11 protein-coding genes are annotated in these 20,390 nt (G+C 66.0%); 4 read left to right on the top strand and 7 right to left on the bottom strand.

The features are described from left to right. Positions 1-8: 8 nt before the first annotated feature. The 5 genes from U1703_RS09275 to U1703_RS09255 all read right to left on the bottom strand — a co-directional run bounded on the left by U1703_RS09275 (position 9) and on the right by U1703_RS09255 (position 3,077). Positions 9-317: a hypothetical protein gene (locus tag U1703_RS09275; RefSeq protein ID WP_332785456.1), complete on the bottom strand. Its 309-nt coding sequence runs from the start codon at positions 315-317 to the stop codon at positions 9-11. Between the two features lie 47 nt (positions 318-364). Then, entirely contained in the window at positions 365-811 is a 447-nt protein-coding gene (locus tag U1703_RS09270) for a hypothetical protein (protein WP_332785455.1), read from the bottom strand. Positions 812-850: 39 nt separating this feature from the next. Beyond that, on the bottom strand, positions 851-1,195 hold the full coding sequence (locus U1703_RS09265) for a hypothetical protein (RefSeq protein ID WP_332785454.1): 345 nt from the start codon (positions 1,193-1,195) through the stop codon (positions 851-853). Positions 1,196-1,247: 52 nt separating this feature from the next. After that, positions 1,248-1,688: a helix-turn-helix domain-containing protein gene (locus U1703_RS09260; protein WP_332785453.1), complete on the bottom strand. Its 441-nt coding sequence runs from the start codon at positions 1,686-1,688 to the stop codon at positions 1,248-1,250. Between the two features lie 132 nt (positions 1,689-1,820). Beyond that, positions 1,821-3,077, bottom strand: coding sequence for a cysteine dioxygenase (locus U1703_RS09255; RefSeq protein ID WP_332785452.1), 1,257 nt, complete (start codon positions 3,075-3,077; stop codon positions 1,821-1,823). A 266-nt stretch (positions 3,078-3,343) separates the two neighbouring features. On the opposite strand from U1703_RS09255, the gene U1703_RS09250 reads away from it, so the two are divergent. Further along, positions 3,344-6,304 (top strand): LodA/GoxA family CTQ-dependent oxidase, encoded by a 2,961-nt coding sequence (locus U1703_RS09250; protein ID WP_332785451.1) that lies wholly within the window; start codon positions 3,344-3,346, stop codon positions 6,302-6,304. Next, complete coding sequence (locus U1703_RS09245; RefSeq protein ID WP_332785450.1) at positions 6,301-7,377, top strand: NAD(P)/FAD-dependent oxidoreductase; 1,077 nt, start codon at positions 6,301-6,303, stop codon at positions 7,375-7,377. The genes U1703_RS09250 and U1703_RS09245 overlap by 4 nt, the downstream gene beginning before the upstream one ends. Before the next feature lie 66 nt (positions 7,378-7,443). Here the strand turns inward: U1703_RS09245 and U1703_RS09240 are convergent, their stop codons facing one another. Continuing rightward, positions 7,444-7,989, bottom strand: a complete 546-nt coding sequence (locus tag U1703_RS09240) for a GNAT family N-acetyltransferase (RefSeq protein ID WP_332785449.1) — start codon at positions 7,987-7,989, stop codon at positions 7,444-7,446. Here U1703_RS09240 and U1703_RS09235 point away from each other — a divergent pair. Next, positions 7,988-8,281, top strand: a complete 294-nt coding sequence (locus U1703_RS09235; RefSeq protein ID WP_183951951.1) for a DUF6916 family protein — start codon at positions 7,988-7,990, stop codon at positions 8,279-8,281. The genes U1703_RS09240 and U1703_RS09235 overlap by 2 nt on opposite strands. Positions 8,282-8,333: 52 nt before the next feature. Here the strand turns inward: U1703_RS09235 and U1703_RS09230 are convergent, their stop codons facing one another. Next, the gene (locus U1703_RS09230; protein WP_332785487.1) at positions 8,334-8,894 is read right to left on the bottom strand and encodes a phage tail protein; all 561 of its coding nucleotides are present in this window, start codon (positions 8,892-8,894) and stop codon (positions 8,334-8,336) included. Between the two features lie 937 nt (positions 8,895-9,831). Here U1703_RS09230 and U1703_RS09225 point away from each other — a divergent pair. After that, the gene (locus U1703_RS09225) at positions 9,832-20,160 is read left to right on the top strand and encodes a beta strand repeat-containing protein (RefSeq protein WP_332785448.1); all 10,329 of its coding nucleotides are present in this window, start codon (positions 9,832-9,834) and stop codon (positions 20,158-20,160) included. The last annotated feature ends 230 nt before the right edge of the window (positions 20,161-20,390 follow it).

Below are 20,390 nucleotides of genomic sequence, written 5' to 3'. Positions count from 1 at the left end.
TCAAACACCTAGAGACAGTGGTCGATCCAGTCATTCATCCGGGCAAAGGTTTGCTCTGATAAATCAAGAAAAGCCCGCCGCTGATCCGCTGGATCAGGCGTACGCTTAATTTCGCCGTGCTGGACAAGCTCGGCAATGTGTCGAAGCGCGGTCGTGGGCGGGATATTTGCCGCGACGCAGAGGGACGATACCGAAACCTTAAGGTCCTTGAGCCGCGCGACATATAGATCAAGCAGCATGTCCCAGCGCGGCTCGACGAACAAATCGGGTCGAAGGTAATTGCGTCGTTTGGCTCTCGCCTCGATTTCTGCCTCCACAGCGCGAAGCCTTTTGGCCGTGCATGGTGGAAGTTCGAGATAATCCCTTACGAGCTCGCTGAGCTCATCGATGCGCTTCGTGATCGCTGCTGCCGCACCGATACGATCAGGATCAGAAGCATTATATAGACCCAAAGCTGTTCCGCCACGGCGTAGGCCATGGGAATGGTTTGTGGCTTTAAGAAGCGCGCTAGGTGGGTCATCACGGCGATGTTCTGAAGGGCTGTAATCCATAAAGGCCAAAATCTCGTGCTTTTTGCCATGATGGCGATGAACGCGACCAGAGTGGCGACATCGACCACGAAGATTCCTACCTCTGCTTCATACCATGCAGGTCCTCGGTTTGCCGCGAGTCCGGTGGCGAGCGAACCGATGGTGATGGCGATGATGCATGCGCGTTCCGCACGTTCGCCTCTTATGCCGATATAGATCAGAGATGCGGTAAGAATGCAGAGGTAGAGGAGGGGGACGAAGGTCAGCACGACGGCAAGCATGCAGCAGATAGGGGCCAGATCGCCGTCGTGCCAATCATCTTAGCCGACCATCGTGAGGGTTTCGGCCTGCACAGCCTGCGCGGGCGGGCAACCCGGCAGGCTGCCGATCGCGGTCTCCTGAAGGCCGAGCTTGGCGCGCGTCTGAACGAGTTCGCGGCGTGTGGCCGCCATACTGTTGCGGACCTCGGCCAGCGCCGCCACGGTGGCGAAGGTGTTCATCATCGCGGAATGGGTAGGCAGGGGGCCGACCTGGGCCTCGATCGTGCCTTCCGCCAGCGCGGCGAGGAAGCGGCCGGCGCGGGCGATCGCCACGTCGACGGCGGTTTCAAAGGGGGCGAGATCGGACACGACGGTACGGGCGGCTTCTTGGACGATGTTCGGCATGATGTCTCCGGGGCGCCGATAGCGCTACGAATGAACCAGCCGATCAGGCCGGTCAGAATAGTTCGGAAAGGCCGCTCAAGGCTGCGATCGAACCGCCAAATATCAGGGCGATGAGCGCAGACAGCACGAGCGAGTATAGGAGCTTACCAGCAAGCGTCAGGTCATTGAGCGGTCTCCCCGGGGTCGGGAACGGCAGGGGGAAACCCGCCGTTCGGTCCACGGGTGATGCCTCGCTTGGCTGTACTTCGCCCACTATCACAGGAGCATATATGACCGGATCATATACGCCGCCTTCGTATTCGAAGAGCAGGCGCGCGGCTTCCAGGCTGCGGCTGACGCCAAGATGTTGGCGTGCGGCCGTCAGGCGCTGATGCACGGTAACCGGGCTCCGCTCGATATGCCGTGCAATGTCCTTTACTGACCAACGTGCGTGAAGGAGGCGCAGGCACTCCTTCTGCCCATCCGTCAGTAGATCGAATCTGTCGTGGCCCATATGAGCGATATTAGCGCCAGAATGGATCGGGACAAACGTTGCTAGCGGTCTGCCGCGAATGAAGAAATATGCAGCAGGCCAAGCCCTGCCGCATGAGGCCAATGCTTCAGGTCGAGCAAAGGCACTCGCACCTCATCCTGGATGACGTCGGTTCCATTCCAATCTCATGCGCGCCTTGAACGAAACATAGTCGTCATCGGAATTGGGATTGAAATTGGCGATCTTGGCTTTGGCGAGGTAATCGAAATAGGGCCAGTGGACCTCGTTGGTATCGGCATAAAGATAGCACTGGATCGTGATGCAGGGCTCCTCCGCCGCGCGATTGATCAGCTTGTGAACCTGATTCAGACGCGACGAAATCCATGCGACATCGTCCTTTTCGAAGACGGCGGTCGCGAAGGGGTCCTGATGATAGGGTGACAACATGCGGTAGAGATCGACGTTGATCTCGCCGTGCAGCACCTTGATCACCGCCTCCGCGCCGCCATGATTGTGGATGGGCGAGTAATGGCCGACCGGCCAGATTTCCATGACGAAGGGCACGCCGGGTGAATCGCCCTGATTCTGCCCGAGCGTGATGCGCAGATAGGTCTTGTCGGGATCGGGCGCACCGAACTCCTCCGCCTTGCGCGCCAGCGTCTCATGGCACCAGCCATTCGGATCGGCGATGCTCTCCTTGATCGCCTGTGCGAATTCGGGGAAGTCGGGCGTGTCGAGCCGGAACATCTCGCCGGCGACGTTGTCGTAGAGCTGGCGGCAGGTCGGCGTCAGATTGCCCGGCACGGTGGCCTGGCCTTGCGCCATCATGTCCATCGTCATGCGGTCATGGACGACGACTTTCATCGGCACGTCGGCGACCACGGGGTCGCGCCAGATGTCGACGGAATCGCGGATCGACGCCGTCACCTCGACCCGGCGCGCCTCGCGCAGCCAGGCATAGGGGTCGTCGCCATCGTCAGACGGCTTGCCCGCCAGCTGATACTCGACGATCATGCAGCCGAGCCGCATCTCCCCCTTGCCGTAGCGCAGCCGGCGATTGTTATGGTCGAAGCTGAACCAATAGGGGCAGCGCGGATCGGGATCGAGCCCGAGGGTCAGGTCGGGCTCCAGCTCGACCTGCGGCGTGACCGGCCGCTGATGCCATTCGCCGTCGATCCGCTCGTGGAGCGTGACCCCGTTGAAATCGACGTCCCAGCGCAGTGCGGGCCGCCCCCAGCATTTGTTCTGGATGCTGACGCTGAACGGCGCCTTCTCGGCGATCATGAAGCCGACCGTCCCCTGACCCAATACGGGCAGGCGGATGAAATCCTCGAACTTCCCGTCCTGATCCTCGGGGGTCAGCACCAGATGAGCGGGTACGCTCAGGAAATTTTCTTCCGCATGGCTCAACGTGGCGCTCCCCCGGGTGGATGACCGATCATCCTTCGCATGTCTCAGGATCAGCGCGACGTTGCGCCGGGTCAATACAATAATAGATCACATCCGATGTCGGATATATATGTTCAATATTTCGGATGGATTATGCTTTCGTAAATATAGCGTCCACTTTGGATGTAAAACGATCGCATGAGAAAGATTTAATGCCAGCCGCTATTGCCCGGAATATCATTCGCGGTCAGTCTATCCGGCAAGGCAGCAGGGTGGGGAAATCGAACATGTATAAGGAACTTCCGACTCTGAAATGTTTCGACAAGCTGGATCAGGCCACCGAACGGCTGACCGAAATGTTCGTCGATATCGGACAGGCGCGCGATACTCGGCTGAACCCGCCCCCCGCCCAGCGCGCGGTCTTTCGCAAGCTGCACGGCGTCGCGCATGGCTGGCTGGAGCGTCACGCCGACATGCCCGAGGCGTGGCGGGTCGGCATCTTCGCGCATGAACGGCTGGAGGCTTGGATGCGCTTTTCCAGCGATACCGGCCCGACCGATCCCGATCTGGGCAGCATGTGCGGGATCGGGTTGAAGCTGTTCGGCGTCAACGGCCCGAACGCGCTGGGCGAGGAAGGGGCGACCGCCGACCTCATCATGCAGAATATCGACCGGTTCTTTCTCGATACCGCCAGGACGATGGTCGAATTCACCTATGCCGGCGTCGTCCAGCATGATTACGACGCCTATCTGGCGAAGCATCCCGCGATTAACGCGGTGCTGAACGACATGAACGCAGCGCGCGGATCGTGCCTGACCAACCGCTACTGGGCGATCCTGCCCTTCCATCTGGGCGACGATCTGGTCAAATATCGTCTGGACCCGGAAACCCCGGCCGAGGACGTGCCCGACGACGGCAACGACTATCTGAAGGCTGACCTGGTCAACCGGCTGGCCGAGCGCGACTATCGCTTCACTTTGTTGGTGCAGCGGCGGACCAGCGAAAAGACCATGCCGCTCGACGCTGCCAATGTCGTCTGGCCGGAACATGAAAGCCCTTATGTCCCCGTCGCGACCTTGGTCATCCCCCGCCAGCGGGTCGATGCGCCGGGGCAGGCCGACTATGGCCAGAACCTGTCCTTCAATATCTGGCGCGTGCCGCAGGCGAACCGGCCCAGCGACGGGTCGTCGATCGCGGTCGTCCGGCGCGGCGTCTATGCGGCAGGCACGGCGATGCGACAGCATGCCAATGGCCAGTTGACCAGCGACCCGCTGACCCCGCGCGTCGCGGCGGCCGCGCCTCCGGCCATCGAGCATGACAATTGCATCGTCCAGGCGGTGATCCATCCTGCGATCGGCATCGCGCGGGTGGGGACCAGCGACGAATATTTCTACGGCCCCGAAGTCACCGATCCGAAACCGTTACCCGCCGGCAGCTACCGCGACGCGCACAAAAGGCTGAAGCGACAGGCCGCGCGCTTCCGCGTCTACGGCGTCAACGCACGCGGCGAGATCGTCCGCGAACTGACCGGCAAGGAAGGCGGCGCGACGATCGAATGGCAGGTGCAACTCGCCAACCACAAGGCCGCCTGGTACGGCTTCCAGCTCGCGCTCGACATTCCCGAGGCCAATTACGCCCCGCCGACCACGCTACGCAATCCGGGCGTCGCGGATCGCGCGACGCTAGCGATCGAGGGCAAGAAGCGGGTGCTGAAGGGCGCCAGCGTCAAGGCCAAGACGTTCGAGGGCACATTCATGGACATCCCCGTCTATCTGGGCGAAGCGATGACCGATGGCGAGCAGCGGCTGACGGTGCTCGGCGGCAAGGGTGTCTCGGCCAGCGTCGACGGCAGCGCGGCCATTACCTTCGCCAATAACGAAGGCTGGTATGACGATGTCTCCGATGGGCCGGTGACCGCCCGGGTCACGCTCGACGGTGAGGAGATCCAGGTGATCCCCGCCTGGGTCGTCGTCGCGCCGCCCAATTACGGGCCGCAGCGCAAATCGGTCCGCACCATGTGGGACCTGATGCGCGACGTCGCGATCAAGGCGGGCAAGCTGCCCGCGCCGACGCGGCCATCCTTCGCGCGCGACATCCTGCCCATCTTCCAGCGGATGGAGGGGCTGCAATGGGTCAATGCCGGCTTTGCCGCCGGGTTCGGCTGGGACGGGGTGTTCGACCTGACGAGCGACACCGCGCTGGCGCGTCTGGGCAGCACCAGTCCGGCCTATCGCGAGCAGCGCCGGGTCATTTACAATAACTTCCGCAACTTCGACACCGACGCCAATTCGCCGGTGCCCTGGCCGTGGCTGTACGGCGACGCGATGAACATTCCGCCGGTCGCCAGTCCGCGCCAGAATGCGGTGCTGAGCGATTGCCAGACGGCGATGTTGTGGCAATGGGCGGAGGGGAATTTCGATCCCGATTACGATCCCAAAAAGCGCCCCCCGGCCGAGATCGACGATCTGCCGGTCGCCGAACGAGGCGATATGCTGACCCGTGCGGCGCTGGAGTTCTGTCTGGCCGATGCGTTCCACCCCGGTTGCGAGATGACATGGCCGGTGCGCATAGCCACGATGTACGTGGCGCCGTTCCGCTTCCAGCACGCGCCTGAAGGCTGGATAGCGCCGCGCCCCAGCGAAGTGCTGACCCCCGACGACGTCACCATTCCCAACGGTCCGCTTTGCGGTCAGATGCCGGGCGGCATCACGCGGTGGATGGCGGTGCCGTGGCAGACCGACACCAGCAGCTGCCGGTCGGGCTACACGCCCGCCTATGATCCGTACGTCCCCACCTTCTGGCCGGCACGCGTGCCCAATGAGGTGCTGACCAAGGAGAATTATGACATCGTCATGGACAAGTCCCGCCCCTTGGAAGAGCGGCGCAAGGCGTTCGCCAATCGCGAGGCCTGGATCGAGCCGCTGGGTGCGGACGGCTACACTCATCAGATCAACAACATGATCCATCATTTCGATTTTCTCGGCGTGGTCGAGGTTCGCGAAGGCCCTGGCGATCCGGAATTCCCCGCGACGATCGAAGTCGAGGATTATGCCCGGCTGATCACGCCCGAGCAGGAGAAGCTGACCGGGCCGCGCCTTCTGGGGGCGGCACCGCCGATGCGGGTCGCCCCGGCGGCAAGGCCCGGCCCCGTTGAGCGGCGCGGCACGCGATCAGCGACCGAGGTCGATCTGTCCGGCATCGCGCTGGTCAATCGCTTTCCCAACGGACTGCCACCGCAGCAGCGATGAGCGAGCCTATCGTCGACGTCGCCATCATCGGTGCCGGGGCGGCGGGGGCGGCGGCCGCCTGCACGCTGGCGCCCTACGCCAGCGTCACCCTGATCGACCGGGTAGCGACGCCGGTCTGGCGGATCGGCGAAACGCTGCCGGGCGCGGCACGGCGCGTGCTGACGGCGATCGGTGCGTTCGAGCGCTTTGCGGCGGCGGGGCACGGCATCGCCCCGCTCAAGGTCAGCCGCTGGGGCTCGGACGATCCGGTCGAACTGGACGCAATGTGCGATCCCGACGGCATGGGCTGGCGGATCGACCGCGCCCGTTTTGAAGCCGATCTGCGCGCGGATGCCGCAGCGCGGGGGGCTGCGTTCGTCTTCGCCTGTGTCGGGGACATACGTCGCCTTAAGGACGGATGGCATGTCACGCTCGACGACGGCATGTCGGTGTTTGCCCGGCGCCTGATCGATGCGAGCGGTCGGCGAACCTCGCTGATGCGCAAACATGGGCAGCGGCGCATGGTGATGGACCGGCTGGCCTGCGCCTATCAGCGCGTGCCGCAGCCTCAGGATTCCGACACCACCACCTATACCCAAGCGTGCGCGGAGGGATGGTGGTACACCGCCATGCTGCCGGATGAGGATCGTATCGTCGCGTTCCACGGCGATGCGGGCGGGGCGGCCATGCGTGATGTCCTGCCGACAGGGCCATTGATGGCAGCCCGCTCATTGCCAGGGCTGAAGGATGCGATCGGCACCGTCGACCCGTCTCGGGCGACGCCATCGATGCTGTGCGCGGCTAACAGCGTGGCTCGCAGCGCGGCGGGTGAGGGTTGGCTTGCCGCCGGCGACAGCGCGATCGCCCTGGACCCTCTGTCATCCCAGGGCTTGTTCAATGCCCTATCGACGGGTCTTGAAGCCGGGGAGGCCACGCTTACCCTTCTGAACGGTGACACCAGAGCCACCGAACGGTACGCTACACGGATGAGCCGTATCTGGCAGGCCTACTGCCATCATCACGCCCTCTATTATGGTATGGAACGACGTTGGCGCGACGCGCCATTCTGGGCGCGTCGCATCGGATCAGCTTAAGCGATTCGCACTGGACCGTTGGCACTCGCATGAGCGTCTGATCGTAAAGGCGTTGACCGTTACTCATCACGGATTCCACCCCAGTTGGACAAGGGGGGCACTGTTAGCGCTCAAGAGCTTGAACCCCGCCCGTCGATAGAAGGCTAGTGCCCGCACATTGTTTTGGGCGACGTCCAGCACAATGGAGACAGCGGCACGGGCGGCTTCGTCTCTTATCGCGCCTAAAACGGCACGCCCAATCCCGACACCCCGTGCGCTGTCTATCAGCGCAAAGTCGACAATTTTCCAAGGCGTAGAATTCCGGCTCAGGCATATGCGCCCGACCGTCACGCCGTTAGCGACGATCATCTGCCGCTCGGCACTGGGATGAGTGGCGGCGATGTGACGTTCCTGCAGCGCATGCTGCTGAGCAAGCAGGGTGGCGAGCATCGGGGCGGGGAGGGCAAAGCCCGGCGGTGCGCGCCAATGACCGGCATGGGCGCGGGCGATGATGGCCACATCGTCCGGGGTTTCGGGGCGGAACATGATCCGATCAGGTGCCATGCCGGGGTCCGCCATCTTGTCGGCGCCGTCCCGATCGGGAATGGTGGCGGGCGAGGAAGGATCGTGCATGCGCTTGATGACCCCGGAAGATTTCCTGCCCTGGGTGGGCAAGACGGTGAAGGTGAACACGCTGCCGGAGGCGGTCGAGGTGCGGCTGGATCGTGTCGAGACGTCGCCGCGCCTGCCCGATGGGCTCGATTTCCGGCAGCCCTTTTCGCTGTTCTTCGAAGCGCCGCTTAGCGTCGTGCTGCTCGACCTGGCCTACGAGTTCGATTGCGGGCGCGGCGGGCCGCACAGCATCTTCATCAGCCAGTGCCCGCCGCTCCGCGATCGCCGCGTTTATCAGGCGGTGTTCAACTGATTGCGAGGTGGCCGGCACCCTGTGCCGAGCGGGCATGGTGCCGGCCGGTCCGTCAGTCGGGACGTGAGGGGTAATAGCCCTCGATGCAGATGACCGCGTTCATCGCCAGATAGGGCTGCATCAGGGACATGGGCTGGCTGCCGCCGGCCAGACCGGTATTGCCCGCCGGTGTACCGGCCAGATTCACCGTCGCGTTGCCTGATCCCGCCGGTACGTAGATCGCCGCGCCGCTGGCATTGGGATCGATCAAATTGCCCAGACGCGCGCCAGCCGAGGCCGATGCGGTGCTGTCATCGGCCGTATTGTCGGTGACGATGGCCATGCCCGGCTGTGCGGGGAATGCATGGACATGCGCGGGCATTTGCGTGGTGAGGATGGTGGTCTGCTCGGTGCCGGCCGCTTCGCCCGCCTGATAATTATGGCTGACACCGGGCGCCTGGCCGGTACCGACGGGCACGCGACCGCCCAGATGCGGCAGGCCGAAGGTCTGCTGGCCGTTACCGCCATAGGTGGTGCCGAGCAGCGAGTAGAGCGCGGTGCTTTGGGCAATGCTCAACAGCTGTCCCTGGCATAACGACCAACCGCGCGGGGCAAAGCTGCCTGCCGTAAACATCACGTATCCGAGATATGCTTCCATGTCCGCTCCCTTGAGGGCGCGCCAATTCGCAATATCGCGGCGCGCCGCGTTCATTGTTGCCCGGGCGAAATCGGAAAACAAATCCATAATGGTTGTATTGCAAATATAGAGAATGTCCAAAATGAACACTTATTCTGTTCACATTGGAAATAACGTGTCCGTAACGAAAAGCGTAAAGCTTGCTTACCATAATATATATCAATGTTATCCGGTTGGAGGACGATGATCTGTCTCATTAATGGAACCGTAGTTTTAAAATCTTGACTCATCCTTGATTCTGTCGTCCGATGAAGCGTTCGTCACCGATCGGGGATGATTTCGGGGGCGAGCCGGGGGGCTATAGACCATGTTTGGCGCGTTTATTCGTGCGCTCGGCCGTGTCGTGAAGACCGGCGTCACTGTCGATACGGCGCCGGGAGTCGCTTTATCGTCGGACCAATTTGCGTCGGTTAAGGCGGATGTGGCGTCGCGCTCTTCGCGTCGTATCGTGCGACCGGCGATCGCACTGTCGGCGCTTGGGCTCGCGGCGATGCCCTGCGCGGCGGCTGCCGAGAGCGCGGCTTGCACGGCCATCAATAACGGCGAACTGAATTACTCCGCCAATTTCAGTTCGACGGCTGCGCCCAGTCCTTCGGGGCGCGCCAGAGGCGTTTCCGCCACGGCCTCGGGAATCCGGTCGTCTGCTTATACGGCAGCGGGGGGCGCCTTTCCCGCCAGCTATAACGGCTTCAGTCCGACGCTATACGATTTCGACGAGGGCGAGGTCATTCGGATGACCGTGCGGACAGATGCTCCGACGCAGCTGGCATCGACGAATGGTTTTACGGCATATCTGTATGTGTCGAACGCAAATACGGGCGCTTTTACGAACCAGTCCGCCAACATCAATGCGGTTGGCACAGCGACGCTAACCGTGACCACCACGGCCACGAGCAATGCGGTGCTTGCCCGGATCGGACGCGCGGGCACCAACGATCTCGGCGCCTTCACCGTATCCGCCACCTGTGTCGGCACGCCGCCCCCCGCGATCTCGGGCATCGCACCGACCTCCGGGCCGGCGGCCGGCGGAACCTCGGTCACCATCAACGGCAGCAACTTCACCGGCGTCGATCAGGTACGGTTCGACACCACCCTTGTCTCGGTCACGCCGGCATCGGACACGCAGATCGTCACTACCGCGCCTGCGCATGCGGCGGGCACGGTCGGCATCGCCGTCGTGAAGAACGGAACCGCCTCGGCGACCTTCACCGGCTATACCTATATCGCCGCACCGGCCGTGACGGCGGTCGCGCCCGCTTCGGGCGGGGCGGGGGGCGGCAACAACGTGACCCTGACCGGCACCGGCTTTACGAACGCGACCGCCGTCAGCTTCGGCGGCAGCCCGGCGTCGAGCTACGCCGTCAACAGCGCGACGCAGATCACCGCGACCGCGCCCGCCGGGTCGGGCACCGTCAATGTTACGGTCACGACCCCTGGCGGCACCTCGGCGACCGGGGCGGGCAACCAGTATCGCTATGTCGCCGCACCGACGATCAGCGCGATCTCGCCGGCCGGCGGGTCGAGCGGGGGCGGCACGCCGGTGACGATCACCGGCACCGACTTCGTCAGCGGCAACAGCTATAGCGCCAGCTTCGGCGCGACGACGGTCCCGGCGACCTATGCCAGCGCCACGACGCTGACGACGACCACGCCGGCGGGGTCGGGCACCGTGGCGGTCGGCGTGACCGACGCCACCAACGGCCAGGCGAGCACGGGCAGCGTCAGCTACAGCTTCGCCGTGCCGACCGTGACCGCGCTGAGCGTGACCTCCGGCCCGGCCAATACCTCACGCAGCGTGGTGATCACCGGCACCAATTTCACCCCGGCCGCGACCGTGGCGATCGGCGGCACCGTCGCGACGGGCGTCACCTACACCAATTCGAACCAGCTCAGCGCGACGCTGCCGGCCAAGGCGGCGGGCACCTATGACGTGCAGGTCACCACCGGCAGCGTGACGAGCGCGGCCGGCCCGGGCGCGCAATATAGCTATATCGCGGCGCCCACCATCACCGATGCGACGCCGGGTTCGGGGTCAACCGCCGGCGGCACCAGCGTGACGATCACCGGCACCGCGCTGACGGGGGCGAGCGCGGTGACCTTCGGCGGCAATGCGGCGACCAGCTTCGTGGTCACCGGCGACACCCAGATCACGGCGACGACCCCGGCGGGCAGCGCGGGCGCGGCCGCCATCGCGGTCACCACGCCGGGCGGCACTGCCACGCTGGCGAACGGCTATAGCTATGTCGTGCTCAACCCGCCCGCCGTGACCACGCAGCCGGCTGGCCAGACGGTCGCGGTCGGCGCGACCGCCAGCTTCACCGCCGGCGCATCGGGCAGTCCGTCGCCCAGCGTCCAGTGGCAGGTATCGAGCGACAGTGGTGCGAGCTTCACCAACATCGCCGGCGCGACCGCCGCCACCTATACCACCCCCGCGACGATAGCGGGCGACAATGGCCGCCAGTACCGCGCGGTCTTCACCAACAGCCAGGGCAGCGCGACGAGCAGCGCCGCGACCCTGACCGTCATCCAGGCGCCGACCGCCAACGCGCAGAGCGTGACCGCCACCTTCAACACCGCGACTGCCGTGACGCTGACGGGCAGCGACCCGAACACGCCGGCCCGGACGCTGACCTATTCTATCGGCACCCCGCCGACGCATGGCACGCTGAGCGGTACCTTGCCCAACCTCACCTATACGCCGTCCGCCAATTATATCGGGGCGGACAGCTTCACCTTCACCGTCTCCAACGGCCTCGCGACCTCCAGCGCGGGCACGGTGACGATCGCCGTGGCGGGGCCACCCGCGCCGGCCGCGCCTGTGCTGACCAGCCCGGCCAACGGATCGACGCTCAATACGGCGACACCGGTCGTGACCGGCGTCACCGCAAGCGGCACGACGGTCCAGATCTTCATCGACGGTACGCTCAACGGTAACGCGACTGTATCGGGCGGCAATTTCACCTACACCGTGGCGAGCGCGCTAGGCCAGGGAACGCACAGCGTTTATGCGGTTGCCTCGACCTCGGGGGTGGCGTCGCCGGCCTCGAACACCAATGCCTTCGCCATCGACACGGTCGCGCCCGCCGCGCCGGTGATCACCGCGCCCGCCAATGGCGCGACGCTGGCCAGTCGGCGGCCGACGATCACCGGCACGGCGGAGAGCAATGCCAGCATCGCGATCCGGATCAACGGGGCGGCGGCCGGCACGACCTCCGCGACGGCGGGTGGCACGTACAGCTATGCGCCAGCGGCCGATCTGCCGCTGGGGTCCAACACGGTGTCGATTACCGCGACCGACGCGGCGGGCAATGTCTCGCCGAACGCGACCAACAGCTTCACCATCGTCGCGCTTCCCACGGTCAGCGGCGTGACCCCGGCCGAGGGCGGCACGGCGGGCGGGACGACGATCACCGTCACCGGCACCAACTTCACCAGCGGCAGCACGGTCACGGTCGGCGGTACGCCCGCCACCGGCGTGACGATCGCCAGCGCGACCAGCCTGACCGCCGTCACCCCGGCGGGCACCGCCGGCCCCGCGGCGGTGCAGGTCACCAATGCCGCCGGCGCCGGCACCACGACCGGCAGCTTCACCTATGTCGGCGCACCGACCGCGAGCGCGCAGACCGTGTCGACCGCGTTCCAGACCGCGCGCAGCATCACCCTGGCGGGCAGCGATCCCAATACGCCCGCGCGCGCGCTAAGCTATGCGATAACCGCCGCGCCGGCGCGCGGCACGCTCAGCGGTACCGCGCCGAACCTGACCTATACGCCGGCCGCTGGCGCGCGCGGCACCGATAGCTTCACCTACACCGCCAGCAATGGGGTGAGCACCTCCGCGCCCGCGACGGTGACCGTGACGATCGGTGACCCGGCGTTGACCATCACCGCGCCGCCCGCGAGCGGGACGGTGGGCACGGCCTATACCGCCACGCTGACGACGACCGGTGGCACTGCGCCCTATAGCTATGCGGTGACGGCGGGCGCTCTGCCCACCGGACTGACGCTGGCGACCGGCGGCACGCTGTCGGGCACGCCGACGAGCGCGGGGGCGTTTGCCTTCACCGTTACCGCCGAGGACTCGACCGGCGGCAATCCACCGGTGCGCCAGTCGCAGGCCTTCACCATCACGATCGGGCGGGGCGCGCAGACCATACGCTTCACCTCGACCCCGCCGGCCGGCGCGATCGTCGGCGGCACCTATCTGGTCGCCGCGACCGCTAGCTCGGGGCTGACCCCGGTCTTCGCCATCGATGCCGGCTCGCGCGCCATCTGCTCGATCACGGGCAACAGCGTGCGCTTCGACCAAGTCGGCACCTGCGTCGTCACCGCCAGCCAGGCGGGCGACACGAGCTTCGACCCCGCCGCCCCGGTGCAGCAGAGCATCGCCATCGGCGCGCCGACTATCGCGCTCAGCCCCGCCACACTGCCCACGCCGCAGGTCGGCATCGCCTATAGCCAGCGCTTCACTGCCGGCGGCGGCACCGCGCCCTATGGCTTCGCGGTGACGGCCGGCGCGCTGCCCACCGGGCTGACGCTGGCGAGCGACGGCACGCTGTCGGGCACGCCGAGCGCGGCCGGGAGCTTCACCTATACGATCGCCGCGACCGACAGCGCGAGCGGCAGCGGCGCGCCCTTTGTCGGCCAGGCCAGCTATACGACCACCGTCCAGCCGCCGGTGCTGACGCTGTCGCCCGCCGCGAACACGGCCACCGCGACCGCGCTGCCCGCCGCGACCGGCGGTACGGCGTATAGCCAGACCATCACCACCAGCGGCGGCATCGCACCGTACAGTTACAGCGTCGTCGGCGGGGCCCTGCCGCCCGGGCTGACGCTGGCGAGCGGCGGGGTGATCGCAGGCACGCCGAGCGCAGCGGGGACGTTCACCTTCCGTCTCCGCGCGACCGACAGCGCGACCACGCCGTTCGGCGTCGAGGGGCTCTACGCTATCACCGTCGCCGCACCGGCCATCGTCGTCACCCCGGCGACCCTGCCGTCCGCGACCGTCGGCCAGCCCTATGACCAGACCGTCACCGCCAGCGGTGCGGGAACCAGCTACAGCTATGCGGTGACGGCGGGCGCGCTGCCCCCCAGCGTCACGCTGGCGAGCGACGGCCGCTTGACCGGTACGCCGGGGGCGGGCGGCAGCTTCTCCTTCACGCTCACCGCAACGAACGCGGCGGGCTTTACGGGCGCGCGCGCCTATACGCTGAGCGTCGTCGCCCCCACACTGGCATTGTCGCCCGCGAGCTTGCCGACGGGGACGTCGGGCGTGGCCTATAGCGCCACGCTGTCAGCCTCGGGGGGGATAGCGCCCTACAGCTATGCGGTTACCGCCGGTGCGTTGCCGGCGGGCGTGACCCTCTCGAGCAGCGGTGTGTTGGCGGGCACGGCAACCAAGTCGGGTAGCTTCACCTTCAGCGTCACGGCGACCGACAGTTCGACCGGTTCGGGCCCGTACAGCGCGACGCGAAGCTACACGCTGGTGATCGGCGCGCCGGCGCTGACTCTGGCCCCGTCGACGCTGGCCAATGCGATGGTGGGTACGGCGTATAGTCAGAAACTGACCGCGAGCGGTGGCACGGCGCCGTATAGCTATGCCGTGACCGCAGGTGCGCTGCCGACGGGGGTGACGCTCGGCACCAATGGTACGCTGAGCGGTACGCCGACGGCGGGGGGCAGCTACAGTTTCACGGTTACCGCGACGGATGCAACCACGACAGCCAATGGTGGGCCTTATACCGCTGCACGCAGCTATACCCTGACGGTCGCGACCGCGACGGTGGCGCTGTCGCCGGCGAACCTGCCAGCGGGAACGTCGGGCGTGGCGTATAGTGAGGTACTGTCGGCGACCGGTGGCACCGCGCCCTATGCTTACGCCGTGATGGCAGGGGCCTTGCCGGCGGGTGTGACCCTGTCGAGCAGCGGGACCCTGGCCGGGACGCCGACGCAGTCGGGCAGCTTCACCTTCAGCATCACCGCGACCGACAGTTCGACCGGCTCGGGGCCGTACAGTGCGACGCGCAGCTATACGCTGGTGATCGGTGCACCGGCGCTGACGCTGGCCCCGGCGACCTTGGCCGATGCGACGGTGGGGGCAGGCTATAGTCAGGCACTGACCGCGAGCGGTGGGACTGCACCGTACATTTATGCCGTCACAGCTGGTGCTTTGCCGACAGGCGTGACGCTCGGTACGAATGGCACGCTGAGTGGTACGCCGACGGCTGGCGGCAGCTACAGCTTCACGGTCACAGCAACGGACGCGACGTCGACCGGCAATGGCGGTCCTTACACGGCTGCGCGCAGCTACACGTTGACTGTCGCGACGGCGACAGTGGCGCTGAGCCCGACCAATCTGCCGGCGGGAACGTCAGGCGCGGCGTATAGCGAAACGCTGTCGGCGACCGGTGGTACGGCGCCCTATAGCTATGCAGTCACCGCCGGCGCATTGCCCGCGGGTGTGACCCTGTCGAGCAGCGGAACCCTGGCCGGGACACCGACGCAATCGGGCAGCTTCACCTTCAGTGTCACCGCGACCGACAGTTCGACCGGCTCTGGTCCGTATAGCGCGACGCGCAGCTATACGCTGGTGATCGGTGCACCGGCGCTGACGCTTGCCCCGGCAACGCTGGCCAATGCGACGGTGGGTGCGGCGTATAGTCAGACACTGACCGCCAGCGGCGGGACGGCACCTTACAGCTATGTCGTCACCGCAGGCGCGCTTCCGGCAGGCGTGACGCTCGGCACCAATGGTACGCTGAGCGGTACGCCGACGGCTGGTGGCAGCTACAACTTCACGGTTACCGCAACGGATGCGACCACCAGCGCCAATGGTGGGCCTTATACCGCTGCACGCAGCTATACCCTGACGGTCGCGACTGCGACGGTGGCGCTGTCGCCGGCGAACCTGCCAGCGGGAACGTCTGGCACGGCGTATAGCGAAACACTGTCAGCCACCGGTGGCACGGCGCCCTACAGCTATGTGGTCATCGCTGGCGCACTGCCGGCGGGCGTCACCTTGGCGAGCAATGGTACGCTGGCGGGGACGCCGACGCAGTCGGGCAGCTTCACCTTCAGTGTCACCGCGACCGACAGTTCGACCGGCTCTGGTCCCTATAGCGCGACGCGCAGCTATACGCTGGTGATCGCCGCGCCGGCCCTGACGCTGGCCCCGACGACACTGGGCAATGCGACGGTAGGAGCGGCGTATAGCCAGGCACTGACCGCGAGTGGCGGGACCGCGCCGTATAGCTATGCCGTCACGACGGGTGCGCTACCGGCGGGTGTGACGCTCGGCACCAACGGTACGCTGAGCGGGACGCCGACGGCCGGTGGCAGCTACAGTTTCACCGTCACCGTGACGGATGCGACCACGAGCGCCAATGGTGGGCCTTATACCGCTGCACGCAGCTATACCCTGACGGTCGCGACTGCGACGGTGGCGCTGTCGCCGGCGAACCTGCCAGCGGGAACGTCTGGCACGGCGTATAGCGAAACACTGTCAGCCACCGGTGGCACGGCGCCCTACAGCTATGTGGTCATCGCTGGCGCGCTGCCAGCGGGCGTCACCTTGGCGAGCAATGGTACGCTGGCCGGGACTCCGACACAGTCGGGTAGCTTCACGTTCAGCATCACCGCGACCGACAGTTCGACTGGCTCGGGTCCCTATAGCGCCACGCGCAGCTACACGCTGGTGATCGCGGTGCCAGCGCTGACGCTGGCCCCGCCGACACTGGCCAATGCGACGGTGGGTGGGGCGTATAGCCAAGCGCTGAGCGCGAGTGGGGGCACGGCGCCGTACAGCTATGCCGTGACCGCAGGCGCGGTGCCGGCGGGGGTGACGCTTGGCACCAACGGTACGTTGAGCGGGACGCCAACGGCCGGTGGCAGTTACAGCTTCACCGTCACCGTCACCGATGCGACTGCCACGACCAATGGCGGCCCTTACACCGCGAGCCGCAGCTATACGCTGAGCGTCGCGACTGCGACCGTGGCGTTCAGTCAGGCGAGCCTGCCGGCGGGCGAGTCGGGCACGGTCTTTAGCGAGACGCTGTCGGCGACCGGCGGCACCGCGCCTTACAGCTATGCCGTGACGGCGGGGGCCTTGCCGGCGGGTGTGACCTTGGCGAGCAATGGCACGCTGGCGGGCACATCGACGCAGTCGGGGAGCTTCACCTTCAGCATCACCGCGACCGATAGTTCGACCGGTTCGGGTCCGTACAGTGCGACACGGAGCTACACGCTCAGCATCGCGGCACCGGCGCTGGCGCTCGATCCGGCGACGCTGGCCAATGCGACGGTGGGCGCGGCCTATAGCCAGGCGCTCATCGCGACCGGTGGGACGGCGCCCTACAGCTATGCCGTCACCGCTGGTGCGTTGCCGGCGGGCGTCACGCTTGGCACCAACGGCACGTTAAGCGGTACGCCGACCGCCGGTGGCAGCTATGGCTTCACCGTGACCGCGACCGACGCGACCGTGACCGCCAATGGCGGGCCTTATACCGCCGCGCGCAGCTATACGCTGGTCGTCTCGGCCGCGAGTGTGGCGGTCGGGCCGGCCAGCCTGCCCGATGGGCGTTATGATGTGGCCTATACGCAGAGGCTCTCCGCATCGGGGGGCACCGCGCCCTATCGCTATGCGGTCACCGACGGCGCATTGCCGGCGGGCGTGACGCTGGCGGCCGATGGCAAGTTGAGCGGCACGCCGAGCGCGTTCGGGGGCTTCGCCTTCACCGTGACCGCGACTGACAGTTCGACGGGGGCGGGGCCATATGGCGGGGCCAAGGCCTATAGCCTGGTCATCGCGGCACCCGACGTGCCGGTCGCGGCCAATGTCAGCCTGGCGGTCGGTTATGGCGCGGCGGCCACGGCGGTTCCGCTGAAGGTGAGCGGCGGTGTGGCGACCAGTGTCGCCATCGCCACCGCCCCCGCGCACGGCACCGCAACGGTCAACGGCACCGCGATCAGCTACACGCCGGCGGCCGGTTATGCCGGGGCCGACAGCTTCACCTATACCGCGTCCAATGCGGGCGGCGTCTCGGCCCCCGCGACGGTCAGCATCACCGTCGCGCAGCCGAGCCTGGCGCTCACCCCGGCGACGCTGCCCGCGGGTCAGGAGGATGTCGCCTATAGCCAGCAGCTGAGCACCAGCGGCGGGACCGCGCCCTATTCTTACGCGGTCACCGCCGGGCGACTGCCGGCCGGAGTGACGCTCTCGCCGGGCGGGTTGCTGGCGGGCACGCCGCAGGAAAGCGGGCGCTATACCGTGACCGTCACCGCGACCGACAGCTCTTCGGGCAATGGCCCCTTCACGGCGGCGAATGCCTATACGCTGGACATCGCGCTGCCGGCCCCGCCGGTCGCGCGCCCCGGTTCGGCCGCAACGAATACCACGACAACGACGCAGAACGGCGCGGTGGCGATCGACCTGTCGGCGCTGGTCACCGGCGATTATCGCCAAATCCGTATCACCGCACAGCCGCAGCACGGCACGGTGTCGATCGACGCACGCCAGCAGGCCGTGACCGAGACGAACCAGCGGATCAGCGCTACCTATACGCCCGAGCCGGGCTATATCGGTGAGGACAGCTTTGGCTATGTCGCAATCGGCGATGGCGGCACCTCGAATGAGGCCCGGGTCGCGATCACGGTCAAGGGCAGCGCGCCCGTCGCTCCGGCGATCAAGGCCAGCGTCACCAACGGCCAGACCCAGATCGTGGACCTGACCGATGGCGCGATCGGCGGGCCGTTCCTGGATGCGACCATCGCCTCGGTGACGCCAGCGGACGGGGTGGGGGCGACGCTCGTGGAAAGCGGCAGCACCGGCGATCGCCGCTATCAGCTACGCATCACCCCGCACGGTCGGTTCAGCGGCACCGCGACCGTCCGCTACACGCTGACCAACGCTTATGGCACCTCGGCGCCGGCTGCGGTCAGCGTCAGCGTGGTGCAGCGCGCCGACCCGTCGCAAGACGCGACCGTCACCGGCATTTCGGCCGCGCAGGCCGAGGCGACGCGCCGCTTCGCCCAGGCCCAGCTCGACAATTTCCAGCGCCGCAACGAGCAGTTGCATAATGGCGGTGCAGGGAGCGTCGGCCGGCCGATGGGGATCAGTATCGCGGGCGGCAACAGCTATGGCGCGAGTGATCCCAATGCCGGGATGGCGGCGACCGATCTGGCGATGCTGAAGTCGGATCATGCGACCGAAGTCATGGGTCGCGAGCGGGCGGCGGGGCTGATGACCTATGACCGCGACGGCCGGGCCTTGCCGGTGACGGGGCTGGCGGGTGCGCGCAGCGACCGGGCAATGGGTCAGGCGATACCGGGTGTTGCGGCCGCGCGCGCCCAAAATGGAGAACCCGAAGCGATCGAGGGCACCGGCCGGCCGGTCGGATCAACCGCGATTTGGTCAGGTGGCGCGATCGCGTTGGGGACCGAGGATGCGACGCGCGGACGTGGCAAGCTGACCGTCTCCACCGGCGGGCTCAGCAGCGGCGTGGACGTGAAGCTGTCCGAGACGCTGACCGTCGGTATCGGTGGTGGTTATGGCGGCGAGCGGGCTAAGGTCGGCCAGGATAAGGGGCGGGTTGACAGCAACAGCTGGATGGGTGCGGTCTATGGCAGCGTCGCACCGGCGGACGGGCTGTTCCTCGACGGTGTCGCGGGCGCGGGACGGCTATCCTTCGACACGATCCGTAATGTGACCGGTAGCGATGCGGTCGCGCGTGGCCATCGCGGCGGATCGATGCTGTTCGGCTCGCTGACCGGCGGGTTCGATCGGACCAGCGGCACCCATGCCCTGTCCGCCTATGGCCGGATCGACTATCTGTCGGCTGATCTGGACCGCTATACCGAGACCGGGGCGGGCAATGCCAATCTGCTGTTCGACGCGCGCCGGCTGGCCTCGCTGTCAAGTGTGCTGGGGCTGCGCGGATCGTTCGTCACCGGCCGCTTCGTGCCCCGCGTGCGCGCCGAATGGCGGCACGAGTTTAAGAATGGTGGTATCCAGGCGCTCGATTACGCCGATCTCGGCGGATTTACCTATGCCATTCGCGGTGATGGCTGGGTCCGCGACAATTATTCAATGGATCTGGGCACCGACTATGTCTTTGATAATGGCTGGCGTATCGGCTTCGAGCTGGGTGGCGTGCTTGGCCAAGGCAGTCGCTACGCAACTGAAAAGTTCACAATCCGTAAACAATTTTAATTGTTAATAGAGTTTACGTCGCGTGTCCTGGAGTATGAGCGCTCGGTCGCCAGTCATGGCGGGTTGGACGACGATGAACGTCTGCATCTTGATGTCTACACTCGGCATCTGGTGGGTCGTGGATGGTAAACTGATCTGGTTCGGTTGATCCGATCTTGGCGTGTGATCGTAGGGCATGAGACCGCTGATCGTCTGTATTTGGGTTTAGACGAAAAATATTCGGAGTTTTG

Origin of the sequence: Sphingomonas flavida (assembly GCF_036663655.1) — a bacterium.
In the GTDB taxonomy this organism is placed as follows: Bacteria; Pseudomonadota; Alphaproteobacteria; order Sphingomonadales; family Sphingomonadaceae; genus Sphingomonas.
Note: the sequence above shows the minus strand (reverse complement) of the source record. Positions and strands in the feature narration are given on the sequence as shown.